The sequence below is a fragment of the Roseovarius sp. EL26 genome (assembly GCF_900327775.1).
In the GTDB taxonomy this organism is placed as follows: Bacteria; Pseudomonadota; Alphaproteobacteria; order Rhodobacterales; family Rhodobacteraceae; genus Roseovarius.
This window is the reverse complement of record NZ_OUMZ01000007.1, coordinates 1,205,230-1,227,849: the sequence shown is the minus strand read 5'-3', so window position 1 is coordinate 1,227,849 and position 22,620 is coordinate 1,205,230. Positions and strand designations below refer to the sequence as shown.

20 protein-coding genes, 1 other RNA gene and 1 pseudogene are annotated in these 22,620 nt (G+C 53.5%); 14 read left to right on the top strand and 8 right to left on the bottom strand.

Annotated elements, in window-relative coordinates; all coding sequences use genetic code 11:
• Nucleotides 1-42: 42 nt before the first annotated feature.
• The 5 genes from purS to D9A02_RS13850 all read left to right on the top strand — a co-directional run bounded on the left by purS (nt 43) and on the right by D9A02_RS13850 (nt 7,416).
• Nucleotides 43-282, top strand: coding sequence for a phosphoribosylformylglycinamidine synthase subunit PurS (gene purS / locus D9A02_RS13870; protein ID WP_120501516.1), 240 nt, complete (start codon nt 43-45; stop codon nt 280-282).
• Nucleotides 282-950: a phosphoribosylformylglycinamidine synthase subunit PurQ gene (gene purQ, locus D9A02_RS13865; RefSeq protein WP_120501515.1), complete on the top strand. Its 669-nt coding sequence runs from the start codon at nt 282-284 to the stop codon at nt 948-950. The genes purS and purQ overlap by 1 nt, the downstream gene beginning before the upstream one ends.
• Before the next feature lie 60 nt (nt 951-1,010).
• Nucleotides 1,011-2,771 carry an ATP-binding protein gene (locus D9A02_RS13860; protein WP_120501514.1) on the top strand — a complete coding sequence of 587 codons (1,761 nt, stop codon included), beginning with the start codon at nt 1,011-1,013 and terminating at the stop codon, nt 2,769-2,771.
• 4 nt (nt 2,772-2,775) lie between these two features.
• Nucleotides 2,776-4,110, top strand: a complete 1,335-nt coding sequence (locus tag D9A02_RS13855; protein WP_120501513.1) for a sigma-54 dependent transcriptional regulator — start codon at nt 2,776-2,778, stop codon at nt 4,108-4,110.
• A gap of 405 nt (nt 4,111-4,515) precedes the next feature.
• Nucleotides 4,516-7,416, top strand: a complete 2,901-nt coding sequence (locus D9A02_RS13850) for a ribonuclease E/G (protein ID WP_120501512.1) — start codon at nt 4,516-4,518, stop codon at nt 7,414-7,416.
• A gap of 79 nt (nt 7,417-7,495) precedes the next feature.
• Here the strand turns inward: D9A02_RS13850 and D9A02_RS13845 are convergent, their stop codons facing one another.
• A complete protein-coding gene (locus tag D9A02_RS13845) occupies nt 7,496-7,726 on the bottom strand; it encodes a sulfurtransferase TusA family protein (RefSeq protein WP_120501511.1) in 231 nt (76 codons plus the stop codon).
• 92 nt (nt 7,727-7,818) lie between these two features.
• Between D9A02_RS13845 and D9A02_RS13840 the strand changes: the two genes are divergently transcribed.
• The 3 genes from D9A02_RS13840 (at nt 7,819) to D9A02_RS13830 (ending at nt 11,276) form a co-directional block, all read left to right on the top strand.
• Nucleotides 7,819-8,571, top strand: a complete 753-nt coding sequence (locus tag D9A02_RS13840; RefSeq protein ID WP_120501510.1) for a cytochrome c biogenesis CcdA family protein — start codon at nt 7,819-7,821, stop codon at nt 8,569-8,571.
• Nucleotides 8,572-8,706: 135 nt separating this feature from the next.
• Entirely contained in the window at nt 8,707-9,915 is a 1,209-nt protein-coding gene (locus D9A02_RS13835) for a hypothetical protein (protein ID WP_120502539.1), read from the top strand.
• Entirely contained in the window at nt 9,912-11,276 is a 1,365-nt protein-coding gene (locus D9A02_RS13830; protein ID WP_120501509.1) for a cytochrome P450, read from the top strand. The genes D9A02_RS13835 and D9A02_RS13830 overlap by 4 nt, the downstream gene beginning before the upstream one ends.
• On the opposite strand, the gene D9A02_RS13825 is transcribed toward D9A02_RS13830, so the two are convergent.
• The 6 genes from D9A02_RS13825 to D9A02_RS13800 form a co-directional block, all read right to left on the bottom strand.
• Nucleotides 11,273-11,503 carry a ribbon-helix-helix domain-containing protein gene (locus tag D9A02_RS13825; protein WP_120501508.1) on the bottom strand — a complete coding sequence of 77 codons (231 nt, stop codon included), beginning with the start codon at nt 11,501-11,503 and terminating at the stop codon, nt 11,273-11,275. The genes D9A02_RS13830 and D9A02_RS13825 overlap by 4 nt on opposite strands.
• Nucleotides 11,500-11,688, bottom strand: a complete 189-nt coding sequence (locus tag D9A02_RS13820; protein WP_120501507.1) for a DUF4169 family protein — start codon at nt 11,686-11,688, stop codon at nt 11,500-11,502. Before D9A02_RS13820 ends, D9A02_RS13825 begins: the two co-directional genes overlap by 4 nt.
• On the bottom strand, nt 11,688-13,082 hold the full coding sequence (fumC, locus tag D9A02_RS13815; protein ID WP_120501506.1) for a class II fumarate hydratase: 1,395 nt from the start codon (nt 13,080-13,082) through the stop codon (nt 11,688-11,690). The genes D9A02_RS13820 and fumC overlap by 1 nt, the downstream gene beginning before the upstream one ends.
• Nucleotides 13,083-13,189: 107 nt before the next feature.
• Nucleotides 13,190-13,663: an SspB family protein gene (locus tag D9A02_RS13810; RefSeq protein ID WP_120501505.1), complete on the bottom strand. Its 474-nt coding sequence runs from the start codon at nt 13,661-13,663 to the stop codon at nt 13,190-13,192.
• A 159-nt stretch (nt 13,664-13,822) separates the two neighbouring features.
• Nucleotides 13,823-14,177, bottom strand: a transfer-messenger RNA (tmRNA) gene (gene ssrA, locus D9A02_RS13805).
• Nucleotides 14,178-14,227: 50 nt separating this feature from the next.
• Complete coding sequence (locus D9A02_RS13800) at nt 14,228-15,112, bottom strand: LysR family transcriptional regulator (RefSeq protein WP_120501504.1); 885 nt, start codon at nt 15,110-15,112, stop codon at nt 14,228-14,230.
• Between the two features lie 93 nt (nt 15,113-15,205).
• Here D9A02_RS13800 and D9A02_RS13795 point away from each other — a divergent pair, with 93 nt between their 5' ends.
• Nucleotides 15,206-15,955, top strand: coding sequence for a heme-binding protein (locus tag D9A02_RS13795; RefSeq protein ID WP_120501503.1), 750 nt, complete (start codon nt 15,206-15,208; stop codon nt 15,953-15,955).
• Nucleotides 15,956-16,054: 99 nt separating this feature from the next.
• Here D9A02_RS13795 and D9A02_RS13790 read toward each other — a convergent pair whose 3' ends face one another.
• A complete protein-coding gene (locus D9A02_RS13790) occupies nt 16,055-17,905 on the bottom strand; it encodes a BCCT family transporter (RefSeq protein WP_120501502.1) in 1,851 nt (616 codons plus the stop codon).
• Between the two features lie 385 nt (nt 17,906-18,290).
• Between D9A02_RS13790 and D9A02_RS13780 the strand changes: the two are divergent.
• From D9A02_RS13780 to D9A02_RS13760, 5 genes and pseudogenes are all read left to right on the top strand, one after another.
• Nucleotides 18,291-18,524, top strand: a pseudogene (locus D9A02_RS13780) (BCCT family transporter); the annotation flags it as partial.
• Between the two features lie 89 nt (nt 18,525-18,613).
• Nucleotides 18,614-19,837, top strand: coding sequence for an aminotransferase class V-fold PLP-dependent enzyme (locus D9A02_RS13775; protein ID WP_120501500.1), 1,224 nt, complete (start codon nt 18,614-18,616; stop codon nt 19,835-19,837).
• Nucleotides 19,838-19,972: 135 nt separating this feature from the next.
• Entirely contained in the window at nt 19,973-20,428 is a 456-nt protein-coding gene (locus D9A02_RS13770; protein WP_120501499.1) for a TrgA family protein, read from the top strand.
• 1 nt (nt 20,429) lies between these two features.
• The gene (locus D9A02_RS13765) at nt 20,430-21,530 is read left to right on the top strand and encodes an NUDIX domain-containing protein (protein WP_120501498.1); all 1,101 of its coding nucleotides are present in this window, start codon (nt 20,430-20,432) and stop codon (nt 21,528-21,530) included.
• Nucleotides 21,531-21,585: 55 nt separating this feature from the next.
• Nucleotides 21,586-22,617: a cysteine synthase A gene (locus D9A02_RS13760; protein ID WP_120501497.1), complete on the top strand. Its 1,032-nt coding sequence runs from the start codon at nt 21,586-21,588 to the stop codon at nt 22,615-22,617.
• Nucleotides 22,618-22,620 lie beyond the last annotated feature (3 nt).

Genomic DNA, 22,620 nt, shown 5'->3' with positions numbered 1-22,620 from the left:
TAACCGGGCGCAGGACGCGCCAAAACGACGGGATATAAGACAATGAAGGCACGCGTGCATGTGATGCTCAAAGAGGGTGTTCTGGATCCACAAGGCGAGGCCGTGCGTCACGCGCTTGGTGCGCTTGGGTTTGACGGCGTCGAAGGTGTTCGCCAAGGCAAGGTGATCGAGCTGGAACTGGCTGATATCGATGCCGAAACCGCCCGTGCGCAAGTGGGTGAGATGTGCGAAAAGCTGCTCGCCAATACTGTAATTGAAAGCTACCAAGTGGAGATTGGCTGATGCATGCTGCCGTCATCGTTTTCCCCGGATCTAACTGTGATCGGGATATGGCCGTGGCCTTGGAAAAGGCCGGTGCAAAGGTTTCGATGATCTGGCACAAGGATGCAGAACTGCCCTCGGATGTTGATGTGGTTGGCATCCCTGGTGGATTTTCCTTTGGGGATTATCTGCGTTGTGGTGCGATTGCGGCCAACTCGCCGATTTGCCGGTCTGTGATTGCGCATGCGGAACGTGGCGGCTTTGTTCTGGGGATTTGCAACGGCTTTCAGGTGTTGACAGAAACGGGGCTACTGCCCGGTGTTTTATTACGCAATGCCAAGTTGAAGTACATCTGCAAAAACGTTGAATTAAAAGTGGAAAACACGAGCAATGCCTTCACCTCAGCCTATGAGGCGGGGCAGAGCATTACAGTTCCGATTGCCCACCACGATGGCAACTATTTTGCGGACGCTGAGACATTGGCGCAATTGAACGGCGAAGGTCGCGTTGCGTTCCGGTACGCGGAAAATCCGAACGGTGCGATTGAAGATATCGCTGGCATTCTGTCGCCGAACAAACGGGTTTTGGGCATGATGCCTCACCCCGAGCGGATGGCAGACCCTGTACATGGGGCCACCGATGGGGCTGGATTGTTTGACGGATTGGTTGGTCAGCTGACCAACGCCTGATTTCGAAGTTGTGAGGTTGCGCCACTTGAGGCCCGTGCTTTGGGGGCGTATTCTGGAACTATGACTGATAACAATACACCTGCAACGCCTGAAAAGGCGCATACCATTGGATGGCGTGCGCGTGCGGCGTTGCTGATATTGGTCGGCATATTTATCGTGATCATTCTGGTCACCAATTCACTGTTGACCGACAGGTTCACGGAAAACACTCGCAATAGGGCCGAGCTGCGGTTGGCGCTGTACAGTGGGAACCTGTTGAGCGAATTGCGACAAAACGCAATTGTGCCGCAGTTGTTAGCGCGTGATCCTACCTTGATCAGCGCATTGTCCACCTCAGATTATAGCCAGTCCACGCAACGGTTGATTTCATTTAACGAAGAAATTGGCGCAGCGTCGTTGTCTTTGCTGGATAAAGACGGTCGTACGGTGGCTTCGACCGAGCGTAATTCACTGGGCGAGATCCACCGGCAGTCGCCATATTATATTGAAGCTATCCGTTCAAAGGACACGATTTTTAAGGTTCTGCAGGATGAAACCGGACTTTTCCGGTTCTTCTACTCTCGTGCCATCAAAAGCCAAAATACTCCGGCAGGTGTTATTGTGGTTGAGGTCGATTTACAAAAATATGAACGGGCTTGGGCGGGCATTTCGGATGCTGTTGTGGTCACCGATAGTGAGGGTCGGGTCATTCTGGCGACAGAACCCCGTTGGCGCGGGTTGACGGAAACTGATGCGTTGGCGCGCGAACCGGTTAGCAGCGCCATCCAGCGCGCCATTCAGGCTACGGCTGATTGGAGTTCACTGCCGCCCGACGCTTATGTCGAAGGGCAGGGCGTGATGCGGATTGAAGGGCGCGTAGCCTTTCGCGGGTGGCGGATCGCCAGCTTTACCACATTTGCCAGCATCCGGGAAAAAGTGAATGGAGTTCTGGCCTTAGAGATTATGGTCTTCGCGATTCTTCTGGCGGCAGCATTCTATTTACTGAACCGTAAAATCACGGTTCGCATGGCTTTGTTCCAACGCGAGTCGGCAGAGCTTCGCGCATTGAATGCCCGGCTGCAGCGGGAAATTGCCGAACGCCAGCGGGTGCAAGAGACCCTCGCCGTGGCTGAGCAGACGCTCGCACAGAGCTCAAAACTTGCAGCTTTGGGGGAAATGTCAGCCGCCGTAAGTCATGAGTTGAACCAGCCTTTGGCGGCGATGAAAATCTATCTTTCGGGGGCAAAGCTGCTGATGGAGCGTAACCGTCCGGAAGAGGCGATTTCGTCGTTTCAACGCATTGATGACCTGATTGAGCGGATGGGCGCCATCACAAAGCAGCTTAAGTCTTATGCGCGTCGCGCAGGAGATGCGTTTGTGCCTGTAAATATGGGTGATGCGCTCAGTTCAGCGTTGGCTATGATGGAACCACAGTTGCGCCAACGTAAGGTGAATATCACCCGATCCGAGCCCGATGAGCCAGTGATTGTCATGGGGGACAGGTTGCGGATTGAACAGGTCATCATCAACCTGTTGCGCAACGCAATGGACGCCACACAGGTCACCCGTGATGCAGAGGTTGATATCTTGTTGGCCGCTGGCGAAACAGCAGTTCTAACCGTGCGTGACAATGGCCATGGGATTGAGGATATAGATAACCTTTTTGAGCCATTTTATACGACCAAGCAGCCCGGTGATGGTGTGGGGTTGGGGCTTGCCATTTCTTCAGGTATCGTGAACGACCTTGGTGGAAGATTAACCGCCCGCGATGCGGCACAGGGCGGGGCTGTATTTGAGATGCAGCTACCGATCTTGCCAGAAGAAACGCAGGCAGCGGAGTAGAGATATGCCCACAGCGATGAAAATTGCGATTGTCGACGATGAACAGGACATGCGCCAGTCGATCAGCCAGTGGCTGGCCTTGTCGGGCTATGACACGCAGGCCTTTGCATCCGCGGAAGAGGCGCTCAAGGTGTTGGGTCCTGATTACCCAGGCATTGTTGTCACCGATATCCGTATGCCTGGCATGGACGGTATGCAGTTTTTGAAGAAGCTGATGGGAACAGATTCCTCGCTGCCAGTGATCATGATCACTGGGCACGGTGATGTGCCCATGGCGGTTGAAGCGATGCGCCTTGGGGCCTTTGACTTTCTGGAAAAACCGTTCAATCCTGATCGGATGAGTGAATTGGCCAAAAAGGCAACGAATGCACGCCGTTTGACCATGGACAGTCGTATTTTGCGCCGTGAGCTCAGCGATGGTGGTCAGTTGATGAAAAAGCTGATCGGGGCTAGCCCGGTGATGGAACGTCTGAAAGAGGATATTTTGGATCTAGGGCAAGCGGATGGCCATATTCTGATCGAAGGGGAAACCGGCACTGGCAAAACCCTTGTGGCGCATGCCTTGCATGCCGCTGGCGCACGTGCCGGGCGCAAATTTGTTTTAGTCTCTTGCGCGGCCTTTGAAGACGACGCGCTGATGCGACGCCTGTTTGGCCCCGTGCAACCAGAAGACAGCCAGTTACCAGCTGTTGAGGAAGCCCGTGGTGGGACGTTAGTTCTGGAAGATATCGAGGCGTTGAGTGATACCGCGCAGGCGCGCCTGCTGACGTTCATCAATGACGAAGGTACCCCGCCAGAAACCCGGATCATTGCCATCTGCAACCTGCAAGAGCAGGATCGCACCTGCGAAGACGCGCTGCGGGCTGATCTGTTTTACCGGCTGGCCAGCCTACGCATGACTGTGCCGCCGCTGCGCCAGCGTGGTGAAGATATTTTGACGTTGTTTACGCGTCTGAGTGAGCAATTCTCTGATGACTATGGATGTGAGCCACCGCAGGTGTCTGCGCAAGAAGCGGCGCAATTGCTGCAGGCCCCTTGGCCGGGCAATGTGCGTCAACTGATTAATCTGGCCGAACGCGCGGTGCTGCAATCGCGCCGTGGCAGTGGGACAATTGCCTCGCTCTTGATGTCGGATCATCAGGAAATGCAGCCTGTGATGACCACCGAGGGCAAACCGCTCAAGGAATATGTCGAGGCGTTCGAACGGATGCTGATCGATAACACCATGCGGCGGCACAAAGGGTCGATTGCCTCGGTCATGGATGAGCTGTGTCTGCCACGCCGGACCTTGAACGAGAAGATGGCCAAATATGGATTGCAGCGCTCAGATTACTTATAATGACCCAGTGGGCAGGGTTATTCACATTTTTCCATTGTAATTCGTCTCAATGAGACATTAGTGTAAAACTAAGATGCGCGAAGATAATGTAACGCATCCGAGAGTTTCGCTGTTCTGAACATAAGTCAGGAAAGATTCCGACGCGTTTGAACAGACCGATTGTGCCCGTATTATTCGGGCAAACCAAATGCCTGTAGCCTGGATAACCGGCCGCTTGCACATAACAGGTCCAAATCCGGACCGGAGTAGAAGAAACGCGATGAGGCGCGCGAGACAACAGATCTTTGGGGCAGGGGCCGAAAACGGCACCCCTGCTTTTGCGCTGTCCATTGCCATCAACACAAAACCGCCGCAGAACGCCGCCCCACCGGGGCTGGTCCGTTTGCCGTGGTCAAGACGGAACACATGGCTAAGAAAATGCTTATCGATGCCACCCACGCGGAGGAAACCCGCGTCGTGGTGGTTGACGGAAACAAGGTCGAGGAATTTGATTTTGAATCCGAAAACAAACGGCAACTCGCCGGAAATATCTATCTCGCAAAAGTAACACGGGTTGAACCTTCGCTTCAGGCGGCTTTTGTTGAATATGGTGGCAACCGTCATGGATTTCTGGCGTTTTCAGAAATTCACCCGGATTATTACCAGATCCCGGTTGCTGACCGCGAGGCATTGCTGGAAGAAGAGCGCGCCTATGCTGAGGCAATGAAAGCGCGAGATGACGAAGATGAGGCGCCAAAACGCCGGTCACGATCGCGCAGCTCCAGCAAGGCTGAGAAAGTTAAATCAGAAGACGCAGTTGTCACCGCAGATGCGTCGGACGATACAATCTCCGGCATGGAAACCATCGACCTTGAGGACGAGGCCGGTGCCGACACGACACTGGCTGCGGATGATGCTGTTGAAACATCCACTCAAGATGTCGATGAACAAGACAGCCCTGCACAAGGCGCTGCGGCCGAAGCCACAATAGAATCTACTGCAGAGGTTGCTGACGCGGATTCCGCAGCAGAAGAAGACAACACAGATGCCGCAGACGCAGCTGCGAGTGATGAAACTTCTGAGGCAGAAGGGGCAGTCGCCTCATCAGAAGACGCAGATAGCACAGACGATGCGGATAAGGATGCGGACAAGCCCGAAGGCAAAACCCGCGGCCGACGTCGCCCACGTCGCAATGCGCGGCGTGCAGACGCCAAAGATAAAGACGATTCCATCGAATCTGTGGCCGATGAAGACGACAGCGAAGACATTCGCCCACCACGCAAACCGCGTGCGCGTCGGTATAAAATTCAAGAAGTGATCAAAGTGCGCCAAATCTTGCTGGTGCAGGTGGTCAAAGAAGAACGCGGCAACAAGGGCGCGGCCCTGACGACATACCTGTCACTGGCTGGTCGCTATTGTGTCTTAATGCCTAACACTGCACGTGGTGGAGGCATTTCCCGCAAGATCACCAACGCACCCGACCGCAAGAAACTGAAAGAGATCGCCAACGAGATTGATGTGCCACAGGGGGCGGGTTTGATTATCCGTACCGCTGGGGCCAAGCGCACCAAGGCCGAAATCAAGCGCGACTATGAATACCTGCAACGGATGTGGGAGCAAATTCGTGAATTGACGCTAAAATCAATTGCGCCTGCGAAGATCTATGAAGAGGGCGACCTGATCAAACGCTCGATCCGCGATTTGTATAACCGCGAGATCGAAGAAGTGTTGGTTGAGGGTGAAGGTGGTTACCGCATCGCCAAAGACTTCATGAAGATGATCATGCCGTCACACGCCAAAAACGTGAAGCATTACACCGAGACCATGCCGTTGTTTGCGCGCTTCCAGGTTGAAAGCTATCTGGGGTCAATGTTCAACCCCACGGTACAACTGAAATCGGGTGGCTATATTGTGATCGGCGTGACCGAGGCGTTGGTGGCGATCGACGTGAACTCTGGTCGAGCGACCAAAGAGGGCTCAATCGAGGATACCGCGACCAAGACCAACCTTGAAGCAGCTGAAGAGGTGGCCCGCCAGCTGCGTCTGCGCGATCTGGCAGGCCTGATCGTCATCGATTTCATCGATATGGACGAGCGCAAGAACAACGCTGCCGTTGAAAAGCGGATGAAAGACAAGCTCAAAACCGACCGTGCGCGTATTCAGGTGGGTCGGATTTCCGGTTTTGGCCTGATGGAGATGAGTCGTCAGCGTCTGCGTCCCGGTATGATCGAGGCAACAACACAGCCTTGCCCATCGTGCCACGGTACGGGCTTGATCCGTTCTGATGACAACCTTGCGCTGTCTATCTTGCGTCAGATTGAAGAAGAAGGTGTGCGCCGTCGGTCACGCGAAGTTCTGGTCAAATGCCCGGTCGGCATTGCCAACTTCCTGATGAACCAAAAACGTGAGCATGTGGCGCAAATCGAAGCACGTTATGGTCTGTCGGTTCGGATTGAAGGTGATCCGATGTTGATCAGCCCGGATTATACGATTGAGAAGTTCAAAACCGCGACCCGTGCCGTGCCCGAAGCCACTGCACCGGTTGTGTCTGTTGACAGCTCGCTGATGGATGATTTGCCTGTTGAGGACGAAGCGGAAGAGGTCGTTGCGACCTCTGAGGCCGAGACCGAATCTGAAGAGCAGCCCAAGAAAAAGCGCCGCCGCCGTCGTCGTCGCTCTAAAGGGCAGCGCAATGAGGGTGATGTGGCAACGGGTGAAGCTCAGGTCGAAGGGGCTGATGCCGCAACGGACGCTGCGGTGGATGATACTAAAGCCGATACCACAGAGGCAAAACCTGATGCTGAGGTCGTAGAGGCCCCAGCTGCGCAAGAGGGCGAAGCCGAAGCAACTGCGGATGCTGACAAGCCTGCACCAAAGCGCAAACGCACGCGGAAAAAGCCAGCAAAGAAGGTTGAGGCAGCCGAGGCTGAAACAGCTGAAGCAAGCCCAAAGGCAACCGATGCTGCGGCAGAAGCCCCAGCAGAAGAAGCCCCGGCCAAGCCAAAGCGCACACGTCGTAAGCCTGCCAAGGCCAAGGTTGCTGCTGAGGAAGCGCCTGCTGCACCAGCTGAGGAGGCTCCGACAGCTGCAGAGGCACCTGTTGAGCCAGCCCCTGAGCCGGTTCAGGAAGCTGCCCCAGAGGTTAAAGCTGAACCAGAAGTTGCCCCGGCACCAGAACCTGTTGCCGTGGAAGCTGCGCCTGAGCCAACGCCAGAGCCTGTTGCTGCGGTTGCGGTAGAGGAGGCAGTAGCGCCCGTAGTGGAAGAGGTGGCTAAGGCGCCGGTTGAGGCCAAGCCCAAACGCCGTGGTTGGTGGTCGCTGAGCTAAGGTTCCGCTGACAATATAGAATGATTATGGCCCGCAGATCCGCTCTGTGGGCCATTTTTATGTCAGGAGGGCAGAGAGGTCAGGCCGTTTTGCGAACGAAGTAAGCGTTGCTGCCCGCGCGCTCTTCGGTTTTAACCAGCTCGTTCCCGGATTCATTGCAATAATGCGGAACATCGATCACAGCTGCCGGATCATCGGCGATCAATTCCAGAATATTACCGCTCTCGAGCGCCTTGAGCCGCTTTTGCAGCTTCAACACGGGCAGGGGGCACAGCAGCCCGCGGGCATCAATGGTCAGTGTTGGTTCCATAAGCGCGAGATAACGAAGCGATCACGTGCTGTCCACAAGGATGTGACAGCACGCCGCGTGACCTTTGCCATGTAATTGATTATGTGGGGGATATGTTTGGAATCGAAATCATAGACGCCAGCCTTGTGCCGGCCATGATCGTGGCGCTAATGGCGGGGGTAATCTCATTCCTCAGCCCCTGCGTTTTGCCCATTGTGCCACCGTATCTGGCGTATATGAGCGGGGTTACACTGACGGACCTGAATGAAGATAAAAGCGCGCGCACTAAGGCCATGGGCCCCGCGCTTTGCTTTGTGTTAGGGTTATCGACGGTGTTTTTGCTGCTTGGGTTTGCAGCCTCGGCCTTTGGCACGGTGTTTTTGCAATACCAAAGTACTTTCAATACTTTGGCCGGTGTCATTGTGATGGTCTTTGGCGCGCATTTCATTGGCATTTACCGCATTCCGTTCCTCAACCGCGAGGCGCGTATGGATGTAGGGGACCGAGGTGGGTCAGCCTTTGGGGCCTATATTCTGGGGTTGGCGTTTGCCTTTGGCTGGACGCCATGCATTGGGCCACAACTTGGGGCGATCTTGTCGCTGGCGGCCTCGGAAGGCTCAGTTTCGCGTGGGACCCTTTTGCTTGCAGTTTATGCCATCGGACTTGGTGTGCCATTTCTGGTAGTGGCGATGATGTTGCCCAAACTGGGTGGTGCAATGACGTGGATGAAACGTCATATGGAGCAGATTGAAAAGGTCATGGGGCTATTGCTCTGGACGATTGGTCTGTTGATGTTGACCGGCGGATTTTCGGCCTTTTCCTTCTGGTTGCTTGAGGCCTTTCCAGCATTGGCAACCATAGGGTAACACCGTGGTTACGCAGACTATGCAAACCTTTGAAGGTATAATGAAATTACCGTGATTTTTCCTCTGTTGTGGGGCTGATAAAGCGCTTCACAGACCTCCCGAAAGTACTTTAGAGTGGGAGGCAAGAGGATGAAGATGAGCAGTTCAGCCAAGGCATCAGTACGACGTCGCCACGTGTTTTATGTGCCGGGCTATGATCCATTTCATCCGCGCCGTTATCGCGAATTATACCGTTCCGAGGGAGCGGAGCAGGCACGAGTTTCAGGTTATGAACTATCAGTTTCACGGGCCGAGACCGGCACGCAGTTTGGTTGGAATGTTGCCGCGCGGATAAATGGCCAGGACATCGAGACCAAAGTCGAGGTTCTGTACTGGTCCGATCTGGTGCGTAAAAGTATGACAGGTGGGGTGATTGATACCTATTTGCGCCTGATCAAAACCGCATGGATTTATATCAGTACCGGTGCCCTGTTCCGGCTAATGCGATTGCGTAAGGGGCCGGTGATTGCGGCGCTTTATCCGGTTGGGTTTTTGCTGCTGCAATTATGTATTGCGATGCTGCTGGCATGGGGTGTCGGGAAAATGCTGACCTTTTTTCACCCCCATCTTTTTTGGGCGGGTATAGTGGTTATTCCCCTCATATTGCGTTGGTTCCTCAAAAACGACAATCGCTTTTATGCTTATTATCTCATGAATGATTACGCTTATTCCGCGGGAGAATGGGGGGCATACCCGACAGCGTTGTCTCAAAAAATGGCTGATTTTTCCCAAGAAATAGTGGGGGCTCTGCACAGTGATGTGGACGAAGTTTTGGTGGTTGGGCATTCGTCGGGGGCCTATCTGGCGGTGACTTGTCTTGCAGATATGCTGCGCCAAAACCCGAACCAGAAATGGCAGGCCAAACTGTCCTTTCTGTCATTGGGGCAGGTGGTGCCGATGGTTTCCTTTTTGCCCAAAGCGGATAAGCTTCGTTGCGATCTGCAGTATTTGAGTGAACGGTCAGAATTGACTTGGGTTGACGTCAGCGCCCCAGCGGATGGTGGAACATTCGCTCTTTGTGATCCGGTTGCAGTGACAGGTGTGGCAACGGAAGATAAACGCTGGCCGTTGGTTCTGTCTGCGGCGTTTTCAAAACATTTAAGCGCCGAGAAATGGCACGCAATGCGCTGGCGCTTTTTTAAATTGCATATCCAGTATCTGTGCGCGTTTGATCGCCCGGGTGATTATGATTATTTTGAAATTACAGCCGGGCCTGAGACGCTTGCAGATCGTTATGAGGGTCGCAAGCCATCCCCAAGCCGGATCGAAAGACCTGCGTCGCGCTATACTGAGGTGTCAGGATGACTTTGCCCTCCAAACCGGCGTCACGTGAAGGCAAGGTTTCGATTCTGAAATTTGCTCGCCTCTTTCAGAAGGATATCTTTGCGGCCTTGCCTGCGCGGTTTTACCGGGCGTGGATGGCCGAGTTTCGCACGCCGTTCTTTCGGTCGTTTATGTGTAATGATCCAGAACTTGTCGATCTGGTGTTGAAACAGAGGCCTGACGATTTTCCTAAATCAGACCGCATTCGTGAAGGGCTGGCGCCGTTGCTGCGCAATTCGGTTTTTGTCACCAATGGTGAGGTTTGGAAAAAGCAGCGCCGTATTATTGATCCAGCCTTTGAGGGTGGCAATCTACGCGATACCTTTCCCGCCATGGTCGCCGCAGGGCAGAGCGCGGTGGAGCGGTTTAAACCACTCGCTAACGGTTCCCCGGTTGAGGTTGAGCTGCACAGCAGCCATGTCGCTGCGGATGTGATCTTTCGAACGTTATTTTCCATTCCGATAGAACATGAGCTGGCGATGTCTGTGTTTCAGGAATTTCAAACCCATCAGCGTAGCCAACCGGTTGTGAATCTTGGGGCATTGCTGCCTTTGCCACGGTGGTTTCCCCGGTTTCACCGGCGTAAAACCCGAACAACGGCGCGCAATATTCTGCAACTGATCGAACAGCTGGTACAGAACCGAATGGAGCAGATCAGGGCAGGCACAGCCCCGGATGATTTGGCCAGCAAGATCATGACAACGGCTGACCCTGAAGACGGCACAACGTTCGGCTTTGATGAGGTGGTTGATCAGATTTCTATCTTCTTTCTGGCCGGGCATGAAACCAGCGCCTCGGCCTTGGCTTGGGCGTCGTATCTTCTGGCGCTCTACCCTGAGTGGCAAGATCAAGTTGCGAACGAAGCTCAGGGCGTTTTTGCTAATGAAGTCCCTCAGTTTTCAGATATGTCAAAGTTGCGTATCACCCGAGATGTGTTTCGCGAGGCTCTCAGGCTTTATTCTCCGGTTCCGATGATGGTGCGCGAGGCGCGATGCCCGCAGGAATTTCGCGGCAGGAAAGTTCCCAAAGGAGCGCAGATTGTCCTCAGCCCCTGGCATTTGCATCGGCATGAGCGCTTGTGGGAAGATCCTGATGCCTTTAATCCGGCCCGGTTTCAGACAGAGAATGGTCGAGCTTGCCTGCGCAACGCTTATATGCCGTTTTCTGCCGGACAGCGGGTGTGCCCCGGCGCGGGTTTTGCCATGATCGAAGGGCCTCTTTTGCTGGCGATGCTGGTTGCTCGCTACCGATTTGAGGCGATTGAGGGGCAAGAGCCGGTCCCAGAAGCGCATCTGACCGTGCGCAGCAAAGATGGGATATGGCTTAAGATCAGCCCGCGCTAAGTGCCGGGTATCTGTGCTTGATAATAATCCAGCACATAGAGTCTGATGGCTGACGCCAATCCTGTATCAGGATCTCGTCCGGCATCGATTTTAGCGGCTAATGCGTTCAGGGGTAGATTCTGTGCTTTTGCAATTTGGCGAAAGGCCTGCCAGAACTCTTCCTCAAGTGAAACGCTGGTACGGTGACCCTGCAACGTCAGTGAATGTTTGACCGGACGCGCCATCAGGGATCGCGCTTGTGATCAGAGAGATCACGCTCTTGTTTTTCTGTGCGGGCACGGTCCAGATCTTTGCCAGCTTTGGATTGGCCGAATTTAATGGAGTTTTCTTCAGCGCGAGATTTTTTATCAGCCCGCGCCTTAGTTTTTCGATACCGGTTCAGGTTGACCGGCCCTGAACCAGAATTACCCATCAGTCCTTGGGCCCAACCATTTGCTCAGGGCGGACAACCGCATCAAAGGTCGCCGCATCCACAAAGCCAAGCGCGATGGCTTCTTCCTTTAGCGTGGTGCCGTTCTTATGCGCGGTTTTGGCAACCTTGGTGGCGTTGTCATAGCCGATGGTCGGGGCCAGTGCTGTGACCAGCATCAGGCTTTCTTTCATCAGCTTATCGATGCGCGGCTCGTTGGCCTGAATGCCCAGCAGCATACGTTCGGTAAAGCTGTCTGCGGCATCACCCAGAAGTTGGATGGATTGCAGCAGATTGTAAGACATCATCGGATTGTAGACGTTCAGCTCAAAATGACCTTGCGAGCCTGCAAAGGTCATCGCGGCATTGTTTCCCATGACATGAGCGGCAACCTGTGTCAGTGCTTCCGCCTGTGTCGGGTTGACCTTGCCGGGCATGATGGACGAGCCGGGCTCATTCTCGGGCAAGATCAACTCGCCCAAACCGGAACGCGGACCAGAGCCAAGGAATCGGATGTCATTGGCGATTTTGTAGCAGCTGCCAGCAATCGTGGCCAACGCACCAGACATAAAGACCATGGCGTCATGAGCAGCAAGAGCTTCGAACTTGTTGGGGGCGGTCACGAAAGGAAGCCCGGTGATCTTGGCCATATTAGCCGCAACGGTTTCGCCCCAGCCTTTTTGTGTGTTCAACCCGGTGCCGACTGCAGTGCCGCCTTGTGCCAGTTCATAAATGTCGGGCAGGGTGGCATTGACCCGTTTGATACCCTGACGGATTTGATGGGCGTAACCGCCAAATTCCTGACCCAGTGTCAGAGGCGTGGCGTCTTGTGTGTGCGTACGGCCGATTTTGATGATGCCTTTGAACTCTTCGGCTTTCTGCTCTAGCCCTGCGGCCAGCTTTTCCAAACCCGGCAGCAACACGTCGCGTACACTCATCGCGGTTGCGATGTGCATGGCTGTGGGGAAGGTGTCGTTGGATGACTGCCCCATGTTGCAGTGGTCATTGGGGTGCACAGGGTCTTTGGAGCCGATCTCGCCGCCGAGGATTTCAATTGCACGGTTGGCGATCACCTCGTTCGAGTTCATGTTGGATTGCGTGCCAGAACCGGTTTGCCAGACAACGAGCGGGAAGTTGTCGTCAAATTTTCCCTCAATAACTTCGCCCGCAGCCTGAATGATTGCGCCAGCCAACGTGTCGTCCAACTTTCCCGAGGCCTGATTGGCCATGGCGCAGGCTTGTTTGATCACACCCAAAGCCCGAACAATGGCGACCGGCTGTTTTTCCCAACCGATTGGGAAGTTCATGATCGACCGCTGCGTCTGAGCACCCCAATACTTGTCCGCAGGGACTTCCAAGGGGCCAAAGCTGTCGGTTTCGGTCCGTGTCTGTGTCATTTGGGGGCTCCTGTCCGTTTGTCCCTGTCATACCGCAGCAGAGCAAAAGTGCAATGTTATGCAGGGCATCGGGGCTGTTTCGTACTGTTTTATTCGGGAAATGTTGGCTATTTGCGGAAACTGTCGAGGCTGACAACTTCGGCGTCCTCTCTGGGGGCCTCTGGGTTATCATCTTCGCTTGTGGCGTCCAGATCATTCTCGTCCAGATCATCCATGTCGTCCTCATCGTCTTGAGATTCGAACCGCAGACCAAATTCGACGGACGGATCAACAAAGGTCTGAACCGCGTCAAATGGGACATTAAGGTTTTCTGGTGCATCACCAAAATTCAATGTGACCGAGAACCCTTCATCGGTGACGATCAAGTCGTCAAACCAATGTTGCATGACGACGGTCATTTCCTCAGGGTAACGCTCGCGCAGCCAGTCAGCGATTTTGACATCAGGGTGTCCGGTGTCAAAGGTGATGAAAAAATGATGCGCGCCGGGCAGGCCGTTGTCCCTGACATCTGTCAGGACCTGCTGGATCAAACCGCGCATGGCGCGATGCATCAAACTTCCGTAGTCAATCGTCTGTGACATGGGCAAATTCCTGTCTTGCACAATTCAGCATAAGGGATTCGATCCAAAACAAAAGACCTCGCAGCCTTATGTCTGGATTTGTTGAAATACTTATTTGGCATCGATTGGCATGTCCAGAGACAGGCAGCGAACAATTCCAAAGAGGCATGATTTGGGTGAAGTGCAGGCTTCTGTTGCCAGGTGCCTGCGAACCCCGCCTAACCTGGCTAGAGGTTAGGGCTTAAGTTTCGGTATTTCGAACAGCTTACGCTGCGAGAGCTACCGGAGCACGATTGTTATTGGCAATTATGCTTTAGCGAACCGATAACGGTGGTATCTCACCGAGACAAAGCTAACCCCTTTAGACGTTCGTCGATCCTATTTCGACCCCTTGCCAACCTCCAATAAAGGGATGTTTGGTGGAGTCGCCGGGTACCGCCCCCGGGTCCGATCCGCTTATTACGAGCGCGTTTATGTCCATAGTTCCCGAGGGAACAAACCTTATATAGTTCCCAGTTTTTGGAATGCAAAGAGGAGAAGACGCAAATGTCGTACGATTTTGTGCTGAAAGCTGTGATAGGCAGGCTATGTGTCGGAGCCTAGGTTTCCGACGTCATCGGTCAGCAGAGTGATAAACTCTCGCACCCTTCTTGGCACATAACGGTTGTCTGGGCGAACGATCCAGATCCCTTCGGGTTCGGGTTGGAAATCTGGTAGAATGGAGATCAGGCTTTGCTCAGCAATATGACGCTTTACATAGTAATCTGGTAACTGTGCAATCCCCGACCCCTGTAAGGCCATTCTGGTCAATGCCGTACCGCTGTTGCAGCGTAGCATGCCATTTATGTGCTGGTGGAGAGGGCGGTCGTTTTGCGCAAACCGCCATTGTCGTGCTGATCCTCTCAGGCAATTGTGATGGCGTAAGTCAGCGAGTGTTTGAGGCGCGCCATGTTGATCAATGTATTTTGGTGATGCACATGCCAGCAGGCGGCGCTCTCCGATTTTCCGTGCAATCAGCGTAGAATCGGGAAACTCGCCCAGTCGCACGGCTAAATCATAGCGGCGCTCAACCAGATCGAAGCGATCGTTGGACAGGTCAAGTTCGACAGACACATCGGGATGGAGCATCTGAAATGATGCAACAGACGGAGCAATCACCCGCTCGCCAAAATCAACGGCTGCTGTAATTCGGATATGTCCGGTTAGTTTATCCTGCTGTGCTGTTACCTCAAGCTCGGCCGCCTCCAATATCTTGACGGCCTCCCGACACCGGGACAGGTAGTTTTCCCCATCTGGTGTGACTGATACCTGTCGTGTCGTTCGAATGAAAAGCTTGACCCCCAAGCGTGCCTCAAGCTCGGAAATACGCCGGCTGACGCTTGCGACCGTGGTGGTGAGAGAGGCGGCTGCGGCTGTAAAGCTGCCGGTATCGGCAACGGAGATAGCCTCTTTGATTCCACGCGGATCCATTATTGCATATATGTAATAGTGATTATCATATTGTCATAATTATACCGATTATCAAAAAGGTCTAGATACCTTTCATCACGAAAGGATATGATAATGACATCTACAACTCAAAAACTTGTCACCGCATTAGGTTTTGCCATGGCTGCAGGGCAGGCCGCCGCTTTGGATTGCTCTGATTTGCCTGATCACGCGGCCCTCACTGAAGCGCTCAAGGCCAGCACGGCGAGCACCTCTGAGACGATCAATGGCGGTTTGGAACTCAATATGTGGGTCAGTCTGGTCAACCGCGATGGGGAAATCTGTGCGATTGCAATGACCGGCGATGACCGTGGAGACCAATGGCCGGGAAGTCGGGTGATATCTGCTCAGAAAGCTAATACAGCGAATGCCTTTAGCCTGCCGGGGCTCGCGCTGTCGACGGCCAATCTTTATTCTGCAACGCAACCTGGTGGCAGCTTGTTCGGTTTACAGTTTTCCAACCCGGTGAATCCGCAGATTGCTTATGGTGATGCGACTGCATATGGCACTGAAAATGACCCACTGGTTGGTCAGAAACTGGGAGGCGTGAATGTTTTTGGCGGTGGTCTGGCGCTTTATGATGCAAAGGGTGTGTTGCTTGGTGCGATAGGTGTCAGCGGGGACACGTCCTGTGCCGATCACAATATCGCCTGGCGGACACGTGATGCGTTGCAATTGGGCAATGTGCCTGCAGGTGTCAGCGCCAATGGCGATGACGGCATCCTGTATGACATCAACGAAGAGGCAAGCGCCTCTGGTTTTGGTCATCCGGTCTGCGGTGGTGGTGAGGTAGCTGTCGCGATAAAAATCGGGGCAGGCCAATAATCAAGCCATGACTTGCGATGGCTATCTTTGTGCCTGTTGTTCATAAAAAAACGGCGCCGAAAGATCGGCGCCGTTTCGTTTTAATATCAGTTGCTGCGCTTATTCAGCAGGTTGCGATGCAACACCTTGCTTGTCACGCTGGCTATCACGGTACAGAGCTTTGGAAAGCGAAACCATCATCAGGCCCATAACCATAGTGAAGGGCAGGGCACCGATGATCATCGCGTTTTTCAGCGCATCCATCGGATTGTTGTCGCCTGCAGCGATGATCAGCGTACCAATCACTGCCGTCAGGATCAGACCCCAAACGATGCGGTGTTTGATGCCGGTTTCCTGGCTGCCACCTGACATGATGGTGTTCATGACCAAGATACCCGAGTCAGCCGAAGTGACCAGGAAGGTCATGATCAAAATAACGCACATTACGTTCAATGCTGACAGCAGACCGCCCTCAATCATGTACGACAGTGTTACGAACAGTTTGTTTGTGTTCGAAGCACCGGTGATCGCGCCTTCTGCGACACCTGACAGTTCCAGATCGATTGCTGTCGCGCCGAGGATTGTCATCCAGGCAAAGCAAACCAGAGCGGGTGCGATAACGCAGCCCAAGATGAACTCACGAACTGTACGACCTTTGGAGATACGTGCCAAGAACAAGCCAACAAATGGCGAGAACGCAATCCACCAAGCCCAGTAGAACGTTGTCCAAGCTGACTGCCAGCCAAATTGACGCCCGTCGTTACCGACAGCGTAAACTGCTTTCAACGTTTCATCATCCAGCTCTGCTGCGGCACCTTCAAGACCAGATTTAAAGGTCTCAAAACCGTCTGATCCGCCCCATGCGCCCCAAGCGTTGGTCGCACCACCGAACAGATCGTCTGCCAGTGGTTTGGCTGCTTCAGGCAAAGCGGCGGCAAATTCAGCAGCATCTTGTGGGCCATATGAGCCAAAGCTGATCGAAACGAAGTTGATGATGTAGTCCACCAGAGCGGAGCCATATGTGGTCATGGCAAACATGAACGAACCGAAGATGACGAAGGTCAACAGCAAGATCAGGGACAGAACCAAGTTCAGGTTCGACAGGTACTTAACGCCACGGCCAACACCAGACACAGCCGACAGGATCGACATTGCCATGATGGAAAGCAGACCAGCAATCAGGCCAACTTTGCTCGGTGTCGGAACAGCACCTTCTTCGGTACCCATGTTCATCAGCCATTCCATGCCTGTGATGGCAAAGAGACCGTCGATGAACTGGCTAACGCCAAAGCCGATTGTCACGGAAACACCCAGAATGGTTGCAACAACGCCCAGAACGTCAACGATGTGACCGAGGGTACCGTTTACGGCTTTGCCAAACAGGGGTGTCAGTGCCGTGCGGATTGTCAGCGGCATGTCACGTGTATACGCGAAGTAGGCCAGCGACAGACCGGTCACAACATAGATCGCCCAAGCGTGGAAGCCGTAGTGCGCGAATGTGTAACGGTAGGCTGATTTGACAGCTTCAGGTGTGTTGCCTGTTACGTCACCAGCAACAACAACAGGGTTTGATCCCCACAGGCTGAGCGGTTCTGCAGTCGCGAAGACCATCAAGCCCACGCCCAGACCAGCACCAAACATCATCGAGAACCAAGAGAAGTTTGAGAATTCAGGTTTTTCACCTTCGGGGCCCATCACTTTACTACCTGTGCCAGGAAGAAGGGCGACAACAAACAAGAAGAAAGCAAACAGACCTACGATGATGATGTAGAACTGGTTGAAGACAGCTAGGATTTGGCTGTTGAGGCTACCCAGCGTTGAATTTGCGTTTGCAGGCCAAACGAGGGCCCAGAGAACCAGCGCGACCATGATGCCCTTGCTGAGCAAAGCAATCGGAAGGCTGTTGTTTTCATAGAATCCTGAATCTTCTGTTTTGATTTCAAGATCCGTAAACGGAGGTTTGATGCTCATTAATTTGTCCCTGTTCTGTTTCATCGTAAAGAAAATAGAAAAGCGCACTGAAGCCGAGCAGACTTCAGACCCTATTTTTCTTTATTACCATAATCTCTCATGTGGGAAGAGGGCCTCCAGGGAGGATTCCGGCATTAGTTTTCCTAATTGCGACCTTTTTGTGGTTTTAAATGCGACATGGAATGGGTTGAGGTCAAATAATCTTGAATATGATAAAGAAAAACTGAAGTGCTCTATTTGCGTACCGTAGAGGATTCGCCTGCATATATGTGGCTGATTACTGAAGTCGCAATGGGAAAAATAGAGATAATTTCTCGGCGGGTAATAAGGTGCGCCACGGGCGGCGTTACAGGACTTGTTTCCGACCTTGAGCTGGTGTCCCACTGACGAAAGCCCCAAGGATCGTGTTCACATCGTCACCTGGGGTACGATCCTTGCTCTGGTGATTGGTGGCCTGCTGCTTGCTGGCGGCCTTGGTGCGATCAATACCGCGATGATTATTGGCGCGTTGCCATTTTCGGTTGTGATGGCATTGATGGGGGCCTCTATAGTCAAAGCGTTGATCCGCGGCGGGATGCGTGAAAAACATGATGAAGCATCTGGTGCGCCAGCTGAATAAAATACGATAAATCTGGTTGCCCTTTAATCAGGGCGACCGCTACAAAAGCTCCGAGGCGAATGCTTCGGGGCTTTTTTGATGAGGGAAGTATGAATAATCTGGATGTTGAATTTGTAAGGGCACAATTCCCCTCGTTTGCTGAGCCAACCCTTCAAGGTCAGGCGTTTTTTGAAAATGCGGGCGGGTCATACACCTGTGCGCCGGTTATTGAGCGTTTAGATCGCTACTATAGACAACGCAAAGTCCAACCCTATGCACCTTATGAAGCCTCTCGCCTTGCAGGGGAGGAAATGGACGAAGCCCGTAGTCGTTTAGCCGCGCTTTTTGGTGTGGCGACGGACGAAGTTAGCTTTGGGCCATCAACCACACAGAACACCTATGTTTTGGCGCAGGCTTTTCGCCAGTGGATGACAAAGGGGCAGGCAATTATCGTTACCGATCAGGATCACGAGGCCAATTCTGGCCCATGGCGTCGGCTGGCAGATGACGGCATTGAAATTCGCGAATGGAAGATAAACCCAGAGTCTGGCTTGCTAGAGCTGCAAGATCTTGAAAACCTACTGGATGAAAACGTGCGTCTTGTCTGTTTTCCGCATTGCTCCAATATCGTGGGTGCGATCAACCCGATTGTCGAAATTACATCGGCAGCCCATGCTGCCGGGGCCTTTGTCTGTGTTGATGGCGTTAGCTATGCGCCGCATGGGTTTCCTGATATCGGAGGCTTGGGTCCCGATATCTATTTGTTTTCAGCATATAAAACCTTTGGTCCACATCAGGGTGTGATGGTGATCCGTCGCGAATTGGGCAGCCTGTTGCCCAATCAGGGCCATTGGTTCAATGGCGATACGCTCTACAAAAAGTTCACTCCAGCGGGACCTGATCACGCACAAGTCGCTGCCTGTGCCGGTATGGTGGACTACTACGATGCGCTGGCCAGCCATCATGGCATCACGGGTGACGGACCGGCGCGTTGTCGCGGGGTGCACGATTTGATGCGGACACATGAAACACAATTGCTTCAACCACTTCTGGATGCCTTGAAAGATCGAAACTCTGTTCGTCTGATCGGGCCCGACCTTGCTGCAGCAAAAGCCCCAACCGTTGCTGTTGCCCTTAACCGACCGGGGGTCGAGGCAGCGCAGGACCTTTCGCGCCATGGAATCATGGCGGGAGGCGGTGATTTCTACGGCTCACGTCCGTTGCAGTCGATGGGGATCGATATGGAGCGGGGGGTCTTGCGGTTGAGTTTCGTGCATTACACCACCAAAGCTGAAGTTGATCAGTTGATAAACGCGCTGGATGATGTGCTCTGAGAGTTCAATTGCCATATTGATGCCGCTCTGTGGCCGTTATCCCGCGCTGTTTTTATTGAACAAAGGATGCTCTTGTGAAACAGGGCGACCCTGAGCGATTTGCAAGCTCAAGACGCAACAATTGGGACGATAAAGATGCCGTTGACCGATCATATGCCCACCGGGGCCCGACTGGTTGTAGGAGTATGCTTTGCTGCAGTAGGTTGGCATGCGTCGCAAATGATCAGACCGTTAATGACTGAGGGGACGGATTTTGGTTGGTTCAATGAGGTCAATGTCGTGCTGGGACTGATCTGTGGTTGGGTTGTGACCGGATCTCGCCTAGGACGTGGCTATCCCGAAGGGATCAGTGCCGGGCTGACTGGCATGGGGGCATTGGTGTTCTGGGCACTGTTCCTGCAAAGCTTCAATGAGATGCTCAAACTGGCGCTGGAGCGCCGCTATGACGGTCCGGTTGAAGCATTGATAGCTGTGTTTGAGATTGGCATAGATTACGGTTTGCAGGCCTTATACATACCATTGATCGGCTTTCTGCTGGGGGCATCTTTCTTAATCGGCTTGATCGGTGAATGGTGCGCGCGGCGCTGGTAGTATGCGATATTTTCTATATAAAGCAATGGCCTATGATCCATTGTTGCGGATTGTGTTGGGGCGTGATTGTGCAGTGGATGTCGAGACGTCATCCTTTGAAAACACGGCACTTATCGACGACCCGGCCTGTTTCCCATGTCTTGTTGCCAAAGATGGCGGCAAAGTGGATGGCATCTTGTTCACACCCGAGAACGAGATCGAGATTGAACGCCTGACATATTTTGCGGCCTGTTTAGGGGTATATCCTCTGCAAACGCAGGACGGCAAGGTGACCACCTTTTGGCGTGACAAGTATCAACCACATCAGGAAGCGAGTAATTCGCCTCATGGCTGGTCCGTGACATGGGGTGCAATTGCGCTGGAGGTCACGCAGGAAATCATGGCCTACCATGAGCGCAGATCTGCGAACGCAGTCAATGCCGGGTTGCAGATGATCTTATCACGGGCCCATGCCCGGGTTGAGGCCTCAAAAGGTGTGCCTGCAAATTTGCGCAGCCTGATGCAATACGACCAAATTGAAGTTGTGCAACAAGACAGCCCGCATGCGGGGTTTTTTGTTACGCGCGATTTCCAGCTTCGTCATCCGACGTTTTCTGGCGGGCAAAGCCCGGTGGTCCGGCGTGAGGTTTTTGTAGCTACGGATGCGGCAATTGTTCTGCCCTATGATCCGGTGAAGGATCGTGTGCTACTGGTCGAGCAGTTTCGCATGGGACCTTATGGGCGCGGCGATATTCGGCCCTGGATGCTGGAGCCAGTCGCAGGCCGGGTTGATCCGGGGGAAACGCCCGAGGCTACCGCGAGCCGTGAATGCGAGGAAGAGGCAGGCTTGAAGCTTATAGCGCTGGAAAAGATCTCCAGTCACTATTGTTCTCCGGGGTGTTCGACCGAATATTTCCACCTCTTTTTAGGTGTTTGTGATCTGCCTGATCTAAATACTGGGCAGGGCGGTCTAGAGACTGAGCACGAAGACATTCGTACCCATGTTCTACCCTTTGAAGCGGCCATGGATCTTTTGACCACGGGCGAGGCAGATAACGGTCCTTTAGTCCTTTCTTTGCTGTGGCTCGCGCGTGAGCGTGAAAGGTTGCGATCCGCTGCTTGAGTTCCCCGCGCGCAAGCCCTACATCTTGGGGGCATTTTTCTAAGGAGCACGCGGAATGCAAGTACACAAGGATCTGGCCGCCGCCATCGGCAATACCCCTCTTATCCGGTTGCACCGGGCCAGCGAAGCCACAGGTTGTGAGATCCTTGGTAAAGCTGAATTTATGAACCCTGGTCAATCGGTCAAAGACCGTGCCGCGCTGTTCATCATCCGAGATGCCATTGCACGTGGCGATTTGCGTCCGGGCGGCACAATTGTTGAAGGCACCGCTGGCAATACTGGTATCGGCTTGGCGCTAGTCGGGGCCTCACTTGGGTTTAAAACCGTGATTGTCATCCCAGAAACCCAAAGTCAGGAAAAGAAGGACATGATCCGGTTGGCCGGGGCTGAATTGGTGCAGGTGCCCGCCGCGCCTTACAGCAACCCCAACAATTATGTACGCTATTCCGGGCGTTTGGCTGAAAAACTGGCCGAGACTGAGGAAAACGGTGCGATTTGGGCCAATCAGTTCGACAACGTTGCGAACCGTCAGGCACATATTGAAACCACTGGCCCAGAAATTTGGAACCAGACCGGTGGTAAGGTTGACGGCTTTGTTAGTGCCATCGGGTCTGGTGGTACGTTGGCCGGGGTTGGCGAAGCGTTGCAGCCCAAAGGCGTCAAGGCGGCGCTTGCTGATCCTATGGGGTCAGGCATGTACACGATCTATCGCGATGGCAAGGCCGCGTCAGAGGGCAGTTCGATCACCGAAGGTATCGGGCAGGGGCGGGTCACTGCCAACCTCGAGGGCTTTACACCAGATATGTTGTTTCAGATCCCGGATGAAGAGGCGCTGCCAGTGGTCTATGACCTACTGGAACACGAGGGCCTGTGCCTTGGTGGATCATCAGGCATTAACATCGCCGGTGCCATGCGCATGGCACGTGAAATGGGCCCGGGACATACGATTGTAACCATGCTGTGTGATTACGGTACACGGTATCAATCCAAGATGTTCAATCCTGAATTCCTGCGCGAGAAAAAACTGCCTGTCCCAAGTTGGTTGTCGCAGGCACCTGAATCCATCCCCGGAGTGTTCATCGAGTGATCC